7 protein-coding genes and 3 pseudogenes are annotated in these 10,040 nt (G+C 71.7%); 2 read left to right on the top strand and 8 right to left on the bottom strand.

The annotated features are described in order from the left end of the window. A pseudogene (locus tag E1266_RS38390) lies at positions 1–308 on the top strand (hypothetical protein); the annotation flags it as partial. Between the two features lie 24 nt (positions 309–332). On the opposite strand, the gene E1266_RS31345 reads toward E1266_RS38390, so the two are convergent. Next, positions 333–1,130 carry an AraC family transcriptional regulator gene (locus E1266_RS31345; protein WP_132053220.1) on the bottom strand — a complete coding sequence of 266 codons (798 nt, stop codon included), beginning with the start codon at positions 1,128–1,130 and terminating at the stop codon, positions 333–335. 478 nt (positions 1,131–1,608) lie between these two features. On the opposite strand from E1266_RS31345, the gene E1266_RS31340 reads away from it, so the two are divergent. Beyond that, on the top strand, positions 1,609–2,589 hold the full coding sequence (locus E1266_RS31340) for an aldo/keto reductase (protein WP_132053218.1): 981 nt from the start codon (positions 1,609–1,611) through the stop codon (positions 2,587–2,589). Here the strand turns inward: E1266_RS31340 and E1266_RS31335 are convergent. The 7 genes and pseudogenes from E1266_RS31335 to E1266_RS31310 form a co-directional block, all read right to left on the bottom strand. Continuing rightward, positions 2,586–3,266 carry a response regulator transcription factor gene (locus tag E1266_RS31335; RefSeq protein WP_132053216.1) on the bottom strand — a complete coding sequence of 227 codons (681 nt, stop codon included), beginning with the start codon at positions 3,264–3,266 and terminating at the stop codon, positions 2,586–2,588. The genes E1266_RS31340 and E1266_RS31335 overlap by 4 nt on opposite strands. Further along, complete coding sequence (locus E1266_RS31330; RefSeq protein ID WP_132053214.1) at positions 3,256–4,395, bottom strand: sensor histidine kinase; 1,140 nt, start codon at positions 4,393–4,395, stop codon at positions 3,256–3,258. Before E1266_RS31330 ends, E1266_RS31335 begins: the two co-directional genes overlap by 11 nt. A 351-nt stretch (positions 4,396–4,746) precedes the next feature. Continuing rightward, positions 4,747–5,745: a dTDP-glucose 4,6-dehydratase gene (gene rfbB, locus E1266_RS31325; RefSeq protein WP_132053212.1), complete on the bottom strand. Its 999-nt coding sequence runs from the start codon at positions 5,743–5,745 to the stop codon at positions 4,747–4,749. Between the two features lie 48 nt (positions 5,746–5,793). Next, the gene (locus tag E1266_RS31320) at positions 5,794–7,659 is read right to left on the bottom strand and encodes a BTAD domain-containing putative transcriptional regulator (RefSeq protein ID WP_132053210.1); all 1,866 of its coding nucleotides are present in this window, start codon (positions 7,657–7,659) and stop codon (positions 5,794–5,796) included. A 251-nt stretch (positions 7,660–7,910) separates the two neighbouring features. Next, positions 7,911–8,144: an acyl carrier protein gene (locus E1266_RS39665; protein WP_268248554.1), complete on the bottom strand. Its 234-nt coding sequence runs from the start codon at positions 8,142–8,144 to the stop codon at positions 7,911–7,913. A gap of 69 nt (positions 8,145–8,213) precedes the next feature. Then, a pseudogene (rfbA, locus tag E1266_RS31315) lies at positions 8,214–9,071 on the bottom strand (glucose-1-phosphate thymidylyltransferase RfbA); the annotation flags it as partial. A 100-nt stretch (positions 9,072–9,171) separates the two neighbouring features. Then, positions 9,172–10,040, bottom strand: a pseudogene (locus tag E1266_RS31310) (acetyl-CoA carboxylase biotin carboxylase subunit); the annotation flags it as partial.

Below are 10,040 nucleotides of genomic sequence, written 5' to 3'. Positions count from 1 at the left end.
AGCGCATCCCACCCGACCTGCGCCTCACCCTCACCGACGGAACCCGCCCCCGCATCGCCGACCTCCTCCACACCGCCTGCGGCCTCCTCATCACCACCGACCAGACCGACCAGCCCCACCCCTGGGCCGACCGCATCGACACCATCACCGCCACCGAACCACCCGCACCCGGCCTCGACGCCGCACTCATCCGACCCGACGGCTACATCGCCTGGACCCGCCCCGGCACCGACCACGACCTCACCCACGCGCTGACCCACTGGTTCGGCACCGCCCGAAGCGTCGCCGCCACCGCGCGTCCGGCGTAGTGCGAACACCGGCCCGACAGTGCGTTAGACGGCGGCCTTCGGGTGCGAGCCGATGACGGGGCAGCCGGCCCCGGTCCGAGCGGGCGGCGGTTCCAGGTCGGGTAGCGCCAGCAGGACCGGCGGGTCCACCGGGCGCGGGCGGTGCAGGCGCACCGCGGCGCTCGTGACGGCGTCCCGGTCCACCGGCACCGCGTCGTGCCTGCCGACGAGCGAGCAGCGCTGGGACGACGGGTCGGGCCCCACCCCGTCCGCCGTTCCCACCGCGTGCACGTACCAGGTGCCTTCGGGCACGTCCGCGAGGTGGTAGCACGTGGGGCGGCCGCTGGGCACGTCGACGACCATGCCCGCGACGGGCGGATGCTGGAGGATCGGGGTCTGGAAGGCGCCCACGTACACGCGCGCGTTCCCGCGGCCCTCCGGCAGGCTGACCGTCCCCGCGACGGCCCCGGTGCCGGTGCCGGGGCGCCCGGACGGGCACGGGCGGGGCAACCCGAACCCGCCGGTCCGCGACAGGCGGCGGAACCGGCCCGGCGAGACCCCGACACCGGCCGTGAAGCCGCTCGTGAACGAGCCCAGGCTGCCGTATCCGACCGCGGACGATACCTCCGCCACGCTCATCGCGGTGTCCAGCAGCAGGAGCCTGGCCTGGTGGATGCGGACCGCGGCGAGGAACCGGGCGGGGGTCGTTCCGGTCTCGTCCCTGAACCGGTGCGCGAAATAGAAGCGGCTGAGCGCGGCGCTCCGCGCCATCTCCGCGAGGGACAGCGGCTCGTTGTACCGTTCCCAAATGCACTCGATGGCCTTTTCCACGGCTTTGTCCATAAGCAATCCCGCCTCTCCACCGGCCGCCAGGCTGCCCCGCGGCCGTCGTGCCAGGCTAGAGCGACGCTAGGACGCTGACCCGCACCCGAAATGGGGAAAATTCACCGGGACGCCCAATGCCCGGCATGATCCTTCAGAGCATCGGCCCTCCGCTCCGGAGCACGCTGACCAGGGCAGATCCCAGCCATCGGATCGACCTCCGCAGCCGTTCAACCGCGCGGGCCGCACGGTCGAACGCGCTGCCCGGATCCGGCCGCCGCGCCGCGAACCTGAAAGCCCGCTGAACGTTTTGTCCATTCCCTGTGCTGGTCATCGGCCTGCCGCGGGCGGTTTTCGTCGACGACTTGCGGAATCGCCTTCCAAAACCCAGTTCTTCTGGCCACAATGTGAATTACGACTGCCGCTCGGGGCGTGGCGGTAATGCGCGCGCCCCGCGCCGGCTCGCGAGCACCCCTTACCACGGACTGGTCAGGAGGAGATGCACGTCAGGAAGCTCGGCGACGCCGGCCCGGCCTCGAAGCCCATCGGACTGGGCACGCTCGCCTTGACCGGACGATCCGGGCCGGTGGACGACGCGACGGGCATCGAAACGATCCGCTTCGCGCTCGACATCGGCGTGACCCTGATCGACGCCGTGGCCGGAGACGACGTCGCGAGGGCCGAACGGCTCGTCGGCCGCGCCGTCGCCGGCCGGCGGGGCGAGGCCGTGATCGCCACCTCCGGCGGGTTCCGGCCCGCTCACGGCGGCCGGGGGACGCGGCTCGACGGTACGCCCGGACATCTCCGGCGGTCCTGTGACGCCTCCCTCGAACGCCTCGGCGTCGACCACATCGACATCTACTACCTCGCCGGAGTGGACCCCAGGGTCCCCGTCGAGGAGAGCATGGGGGAACTCGCCGGGCTCGTCGCGTCCGGCAAGGTCCGCTGGGTGGGCCTGTCGGGCGCCTCCGCCGAGCAGCTGCGGCGCGCCCACGCCGTGCATCCGGTCGCCGCGCTCGCCGCCGAGTACTCCCTGTGGGAGCGGCGCGTCGAGGCCGAGTGCCTGCCGGTCGCCAGGGAGCGCGGGGTCGCGGTCTTCGCCTGCCGCCCGCTCGGCCGCGGCTTCCTCACCGGCCGGATCCGCTCGGCGGCCCAGCTCGCCGCGGGCGACGCCCGCCACGGCGATCCCCGTTTCCGGCCGGAGAACCTGCCGGGCAACGTGCGGCTGCTGCGGGCGGCCGAGGAGATGGCCGCGCACCGGGACGTCGGCCTCGCCCGCCTCGCGCTGGCCTGGCTGCTGTGCCGGGGCGACGACATCACGCCGGTGCCGAGCACCCGCGACCGGCTGCACCTGGAGATGAACGCGGCCGCGGCCGAGATACGGCTCACCGCCGCCGAGTGCGACCACCTCGCGGCCCTGTTCCCGCCCGCGTCGATCGCCGGCGCGCCGCCGCCCGGGCCGGCGCCCCCTTCCAGCTAGCGGTGCGCCGCCTGGCGCCGCTCCCCCACCTCGATCAGGGCCCCCTCCACCGCCTTGTTGACCGCGTCGATCCGGGAGGCCGCGCCCAGCTTCACGAAGATGTTGCGCAGGTGCCGCTTGACGGTCGCCTCGGTGAGCGACAGCTGCGCGGCGATCTGCCGGTTGCTCAGCGCCTGGGCCGTGAGCTCCAGGACCTCGCGCTCCCGGTCGGAGAGGATCATCGGGGGGCCGCCCGGATCGCTCTGGCCGCCGCCGGCGATGCTCTCCCTGGAGACCGACACGACGACGCGGTCCTTGTCGAAGCGGACGCTGCGGATCGCCGACACCAGCTCCTGCTTGGTCACGCTCTTCAGCAGGTAGCCCCGCACGCCGACGTCGAGGAGGCTCTGCAGCAGTTCCGGTCCCTCGTACATGCTCAGGATGAGGACGGCGGTGTGCGGCGACCGTTGGCGGATCCTGGCCACCGTGGTGGTGGCGTCGTCGCCGGGGATCTCGATGTCGAGCAGGACGACGTGGGGGCGCTTCTCCGCGGTCTGCTCCACGGCCCCCTGGCTGTCTCCCGCCTCCCCCACGACGACCATGTCGTCCTGATAGCCGAGGATCTCCCGCAGGCCCTCGCGGACGAGGGCGTGGTCGTCCACGAGCAGGACGGTCGTCTCGGGTTGGTCAGGCTGCATCGTTCTCGCTTCCTGGAAGCGGTATGGAAAGTTCCACGTGGGCGCCCTGCCCCGGCGTACTCGACACGGTGATCGTGCCGCCGATGAGCTCCGCGCGTTCGCGCATGGTGGACAGTCCCACCCCGGCCGAGGCCGTGGCCTGGTCCGGGTCGAAGCCGACCCCGTCGTCATCGACGTAGATGCGCATCTCGTGCGGCGCGATGTCGACGCGCACCTGGACCAGCTCGGCCATACCGTGGACCACCGCGTTCCGGACGGCCTCCCGGACGACGAGGAACGACTCGTCCTTGACCGCGGGCGACGCCCACATCTCGTCGCCGTTGACCTTCAGCTGGACGACCGCGTCGCCGGTCGCGAGGGCCTCGAACGCCGTCCGCAGCGCCTTTTCCAGGCAATTCGACGACTCGCAGAAACGCAGATCGGAGGTGATGTCCCGCAGGATCCGCATTGCCTCCTGCACGGCGCCGTAGGCCGCGGTAAGGCGCTTCTCCGTCTCGGGGCAGGGGCCCTTGCTGTTCTTGTCGAGGTCGTACAGTTCGAGCTGGCGGTAGGCCGCGCTCAGCCACATGCCGACGCGGTCGTGGAGCTCCCGCCCGATGCGGCACCTCTCCTCGACCTGCGCCTGGCGAAGCATGTCGCGCAAGTACCCCTCATGGGCGAGGAGTCCCCCACTGCAGGTAATGCTTTGGTAAAGAGCGCGGGACGCGAGCATGAGGAGGGGCAAGGACTCCCCCTCGGGATCCAGGCGGCGGACCAGCTCGCGCTGGACGACGTCGAAGAACACGGCACCCGTCCGCACCGACTCCTGCGGCCGCGGGCCGGGGGCGGTGGCGCGCATCGCCGCGGTCTCCGGCATCCGGGGTTCCGGGACCCTGGGCTCAGGCACCCTCGGCTCCGAGCCCGCGGCGACCCGGACGGCGCCCGCGCGCAGGCTGCCGATGACGTCCGTCAGCACCCGCTCCGCGTTCGCGACGAGCTGCCCGCGCGCCACCCGGTCCGCGGCGACCGGACCGCCCAGCTCGTCCAGGACCCGCTCGTACGCGGCCACGATCTCGGCCCGGTCGGCTTCCAGTCGCGAGGCCGCGGCCGGGCCGGCATGCCCCGGCAACGAGGAAGGTCTCTCTGCCACGATGTCCCCTGGGCGAGAAGTCCGTCTTTGCGTGCACGATAGCCGCTGACCTCGCCAGCCGCTAAGTCCGTTATGACCGTTAAGGCCGTTCTCAACCACACCTTGTGACTTCGTGATCAGGACCCGCGCACCGCATTCTCACCGCTCCCGTGCAGGTGGGCCCAGCGGTGGCGGGGACGGCGGCCCATTCGCCTTGCACACTGATCACGCCATGTCGTTCTGCCAGGTCAGCGAGACGGTATCGATTTCCTGCGGATATATCTCCTGGTCAGCGAGGCGAGCGAAATCAGTGATGATCGCGTTCCCGTTCAAGGCGGCGCACCATGGCCTCGGAGGGCGCGGACCCCCGGCTCAGGAGCGCGCGCCGGCGTCCACGACCGCGGGACGCCGCTTGACCGGCTCCCACCACTCCCGGTTCGCGGCGTACCAGCGGACCGTCTCGGCGAGCCCCCGGAGGAAGGGCACGCGCGGGTGGAAGCCGAGCTCCCCGGCGATCTTCGATCCGTCCACGGCGTACCGCTGGTCGTGGCCCTTGCGGTCGGGGACGAAGCGCACCCGCTCCCAGCCCGCGTCGCAGGCGTCCAGCAGCAGGCGGGTGAGTTCGAGGTTGGACAGCTCCACGCCGCCGCCGACGTTGTACGTCGCCCCCGGACCGCCCCGCTCCAGCACCGCCTGGACCGCGCGGCAGTGGTCGTCCACGTGGAGCCACTCGCGCACGTTCCTCCCGTCGCCGTAGAGCGGCACGTCCTCCCCGTCCAGGAGGTTGGTGACGAACAGCGGGATCAGCTTCTCGGGGTGCTGGTAGGGCCCGTAGTTGTTCGAGCAGCGGGTGGTCGACGTCCAGAGCCCGTGGGTCCGGTGGAACGCCCGGACGATCAGGTCGCTGGCCGCCTTGGACGCGGAGTAGGGCGAGTTGGGCTCCAGGGGGTGCCCCTCCGGCCACGTCCCCTGGTCGATGGACCCGTACACCTCGTCGGTGGAGACGTGGACGAACCGGCGGACGCCCGCCCGCAGGCAGCCTTCGAGGAGGGTGTGCGTCCCCTCGACGTTCGTCGCGATGAACCGCGCCGATCCGGAGACGGAACGGTCCACGTGCGACTCCGCGGCGAAGTGCACGACGGCGTCGTGGCCGGGCAGCAGGTCGCTGAGCAGCTCGCCGTCGCAGACGTCGCCGCGGACGAACGTCAGTCGCGGGTCGTCCGCGGGGAGGTTCGCGGGGTTGCCCGCGTAGGTCAGCTTGTCGAGCACCGTCACGTGCGCGTTCGCGAGCGCCGGGTACCGCCCGGCGAGCGCCGACCGTACGTAATGGGACCCGATGAAACCCGCGCCGCCGGTGACTATCAGCCTCACACCGCAAGGCTGCCGGTGCCGGGTCGAAGGTCGATCGAGCACCGGTGATCACGCCATCGAGGCCGGGCTCCGCGCCGGCCGCTCGTCACCGGTCTGGACGAGCGACGTGAGGCGCTCCCGCGCGTACATCCGGGCGAGCTTGGGGTAGCGGTAGCGGACGGTGCCGTTCTCCTGGGCGCAGCGCAGCAGGTGGTGGCTCAGGAAGTGGTCCAGGGTCCGCCGGGCCTCGGCGGCGTCCCAGCCCAGCAGGTCGGCGGCCGTGTCGGCGGTGAACTCCGACGGCAGCATGCTGAGCAGCGCGAAGGCGCCCTGCTCGCGGTCGCCGAGCCGCTCGTAGCTGGAGTCGAACCTGGACCGCAGGTCGAGATCGCCGAACCGCAGCTCCGGGAGGCGCTGGGGCGTGCGGGTGAGCTCCTCCGCCATGCGGCCCAGCGAATAGCCGGGCATCGCGGCGAGCCGGTCGCCGATGCAGCGCAGTGCCAGCGGCAGGGAGTCGCAGGCGTCGACCAGCAGCTCGGCGCCGTCCCGCTCCCTGCGGATGCGGGGGCCGCCGATGATGCGGGCGAGCAGCTCGATGCCGTCCGCGCGGTTCAGCACGTCGATCTCGATGTTCCGCGCGCCCGGGAGGCCCTCCAGCCTGCGCCGGCTGGTGACGACCACCGCGCAGCGCGTGCCGCCGGGCAGCAGCGGCCGCACCTGGGCGGCCGACGCGGCGTCGTCCAGCACCATGAGGAGGCCCCGGCCGGCGGCCGCGGAGGAGAGCAGGCGGCTGCGGTCCTGCAGCCCCTCCGGGATCTGGTGCGCGGGGAAGCCGAGCGCGCCGAGGAAGGAGTGCAGGACCTCGGCGGGGTCGCGGGCGCGGTCGGTCGACCCCCGGAGGTCCGCGTAGAGCTGCCCGTCGGCGAACGCGGAGCGGACCCGGTGCGCGGCGTGCACCGCCAGCGCCGTCTTCCCCACCCCGGGCATCCCGCTGATCACGGTGACCCGCCCGGCGCCGCACGGCTCCGGCGGCGGCGCCGCCACCTGCTCGCAGACCTCCGCCACGTCGGTCCCGCGGCCCGCGAACTCGGGGTCCTCGGGGAGCCGCGCCGGCGCCGGCTCGTCCGCGCGCTCCTCGGCCGGCGCGCGGGCGGGTCCCGGCCCCGGCCCCGGCTCGATCGCCGAGGGGGCCGGCAGGTCGGCCGAGAGCAGGCCCTGGTGCAGCTCCCGGACCTCGCGGCCGGGTTCCAGGCCGAGCTGCTCCACGAGGTTGCCGCGGAGCGTCCGGTAGACGTCGAGCGCCTCGTAGCGGCGTCCGGAGTGGTGCAGGGCCGTCATCAGCGACGTGTGGAAGCCCTCGTGCAGCGGATACCTGACCACCAGGGACTTCAGCTCGCCGATCAGCTCCAGGTGGCGGCCGACCCGCAGATCGGTCTCGATCCGCAGTTCCAGCGCCCGGAACCTGACCTCCTCGAGCCGCGCGACGTACGCCGACAGCAGGTTGCCCGCGAGCACGTCGACCAGCGCGGGCCCCCGCCACATGGCGAGGGCGTCGGCCAGGATCTCCGCCGCCCGCACGGGGTCGCCGCGGTCCAGGGTCGCCCGCCCCTCCTTGATCGCCTGCTCGAACCAGTGGAGGTCGACGTCCTCGTCCGGGACGCTGAGCATGTATCCGGCGGGCCGCGTCTGCAGGACCTCTCCCGCGCCGCACCGCTGGAAGATCTTCCGCAGTTTGTAGATGTACGTCTGCAGGGTGGTCATCGCGCTGACCGGCGGATCGTCCTCCCAGAGTTCGTCGATCAGCTCCGAGGTCCGGACGACGGAGTTGCGGCGCAGCGCGAGCAGCGCGGCGACCTGGCGCGGCTTCGGCGCGGTCGGGGCGATGTTCTCTTCCGCTTGAATGATCTCGAAGGACCCTAGAACCCGGAATTCCATCGCATTCTCCCTCGACTGGGGGTAATGGCCGGATCGACCGGCCGTCGACCACTTAGGCACGTTAACCAGCGACGGCCGGCAAGACAAGATCGAATTACCTAAGTTGCGCGGAGAATGGGCGGATGGGACCGTTCGGAACGGCGAATGCTCCTTAAGTTGTACTACTTCTGATTCCCGGATGCACGAAAGGAGGCGGCCGGCCTTTCCGGCCGGCCGCCTCCTGCCGCGGAGAAGGGCGCGGGGCGCCTACGTCATGTGCCGAGGGCCTGCCGGCCGACGAGCATTCCGTTCACCTTGTCGAGGAACGTTCGCGGTGTCTCCACCACGTCGGCGTCCTCGTCGTTCAGTTCCACCTCGTATTCGCGCTTGATGACGGCCGTCGCCTCCAGCAGCGCGAGCGAGTCGTACCCGAGGTCCATGAACGACGTGTCGAGGATGTCGCCGCCGTGGTCCACGGACTCGTCCTCACCCGCGCACGCGCGCATGATCTGCTTCAGGTCCTCGATCGTCAGCTCTTTCAATGCCGTCTCCCTTCGGTCGGCTTTCTCAGCGCACGCCACGGTCATGACGTACTGGCCGTATCGCGACGAGGCCAGCCCGGCCCCGAGCCGGTGGCAGGTCTCGGCGTCGATGAACCCCATCCGGAGCGCGATCTCCTCGACACAGGCGACGTGCAGCCCCTGCCGCTCCTCCAGGGTCAGCACGTACTGGCTGGCGGCCAGCAGCGCTTCGGGCGTCCCGGTGTCCAGCCAGGCGAACCCGCGGGTGAGCTCCACGAGCCTCGCCCTGCCCTGCTCCAGGTAGGCGCGGTTCACGTCCGTTATCTCGAGCTCGCCGCGCGCCGACGGGCGCAGGTTCCGCGCGATCTCCACGGCGTCGTTGTCGTAGAGGTAGAGCCCGGTGACCGCCCGGTTCGAGCGCGGCCGGGCGGGCTTCTCCTCGATGGAGAGCAGCCGGCCGCCGGCGTCGGTCTCCGCGATCCCGAAACGCTCCGGGTCCTCGACCGGATAGCCGAAGAGCACGCAGCCGTCGACGTTCCGCGCCTGCTCGCGCAGGAGCTCCGCGAGCAGGTGCCCGTAGAAGATGTTGTCGCCGAGGACGAGCGCGACCGGCTCGTTCCCGATGTGCCCGGCCGCGATGATGAGCGCCTCCGCGATGCCTTTGGGCTCGTCCTGCACCGCGTAGGAGAAATTCATTCCGAGATCCGAACCGTCGCCGAGCAGCCGCCGGTACCGCGGGACGTCCTCGGCCGTTGAAATGATCAGCACGTCCCTGATCCCGGTGAGCATCAGCACCGAGAGGGGGTAGTAGATCATCGGCTTGTCACCGACCGGCAGCAGCTGCTTGGAAATGACCCGGGTTATCGGGTACAGCCTGGTGCCGGAGCCGCCCGCGAGGATGATCCCCTTCATCACGCCCGTCCCCCTCCGCCTTTTCCCGATGGGCCGTTTCCCGCCATTCGATGTCCCGTTCAGCATCCGGGCCCGCGCTCAACCGCGGTTGGAGCGGCGCTCAACGATCCGCGTTGAGCAGGCCGGCGGCGAAATCCGTGGTGTGCGCGGCGTCCCGGAACCGGGGATGGTCCAGTGCCCGGAGCAGGAACGGCACCGTCGTGCGGACGCCGGCGCCGTCGATCCGGAACTCGGCGAGCGCCCGGCGCATCCGGGCGATGGCCTCCGGCCTGGTGGGCGCCCACACGATCACCTTGGCGAGCAGCGAGTCGTACGCCCCCGAGATGCGCATGCCGGGGAAGCAGTGGGTGTCCACCCGGACGAAGGGACCGCCCGGAGGCAGGAACTCCGTCAGGCGGCCGGGCGCGGGGACGAATCCCCGGTCCGGGTCCTCCGCGTTGACCCGGCACTCGATCACGGCGCCGTGCGGCGCGACGTCGTGCGGACCGAGGCCGAGCCGCTCCCCCGCCGCGACGCGGATCTGCTCGTGCACCATGTCGATCCGCGTGGCCATCTCGGTGACCGGGTGCTCCACCTGGATCCGGTTGTTGACCTCCATGAAGTAGAACCGCCGGTCGCGGTCCACGAGGAACTCGAAGGTGCCCGCGCCCACGTACCGCGCGGCGCGCGCGCCGGTCACCGCGGCCCGGCGGATCTCCTCGACCAGCTCCTGCGGCAGTCCGGGGGCCGGCGTCTCCTCGATGAGCTTCTGGTTCCTCCGCTGGACGGTGCAGTCCCGCTCGCCCAGGCACACCACCTCGCCGTACGCGTCGCAGAGCACCTGCACCTCGACGTGCCGCGCGTCCTGGACGAGGCGCTCGGCGTAAACGCGCCCGTCGCCGAAGAAGGAATGGGCGTCCGCGCACGCCTGCCGGAACGCGCCGGGCAGGTCCGCGGGGCGGCGGGCGATCCGCATCCCCCGGCCCCCGC

The organism is Actinomadura sp. 7K534 (genome assembly GCF_004348575.1).
In the GTDB taxonomy this organism is placed as follows: domain Bacteria; phylum Actinomycetota; class Actinomycetes; order Streptosporangiales; family Streptosporangiaceae; genus Spirillospora; species Spirillospora livida.
The sequence above is the reverse complement of the archived record's forward strand: the minus strand, read 5'-3'. Positions and strand labels throughout refer to the sequence as shown.

Excerpts from the sequence above, each read along its gene's own strand:
- E1266_RS31335 (WP_132053216.1), bottom strand. The coding sequence starts at position 3,266 with ATGCAGCCTGACCAACCCGAGACGACCGTCCTGCTCGTGGACGACCAC.
- E1266_RS31345 (WP_132053220.1), bottom strand. The coding sequence starts at position 1,130 with ATGGACAAAGCCGTGGAAAAGGCCATCGAGTGCATTTGGGAACGGTAC.
- E1266_RS31340 (WP_132053218.1), top strand. The coding sequence starts at position 1,609 with ATGCACGTCAGGAAGCTCGGCGACGCCGGCCCGGCCTCGAAGCCCATC.
- E1266_RS31320 (WP_132053210.1), bottom strand. The coding sequence starts at position 7,659 with ATGGAATTCCGGGTTCTAGGGTCCTTCGAGATCATTCAAGCGGAAGAG.
- E1266_RS39665 (WP_268248554.1), bottom strand. The coding sequence starts at position 8,144 with ATGCGCGCGTGCGCGGGTGAGGACGAGTCCGTGGACCACGGCGGCGAC.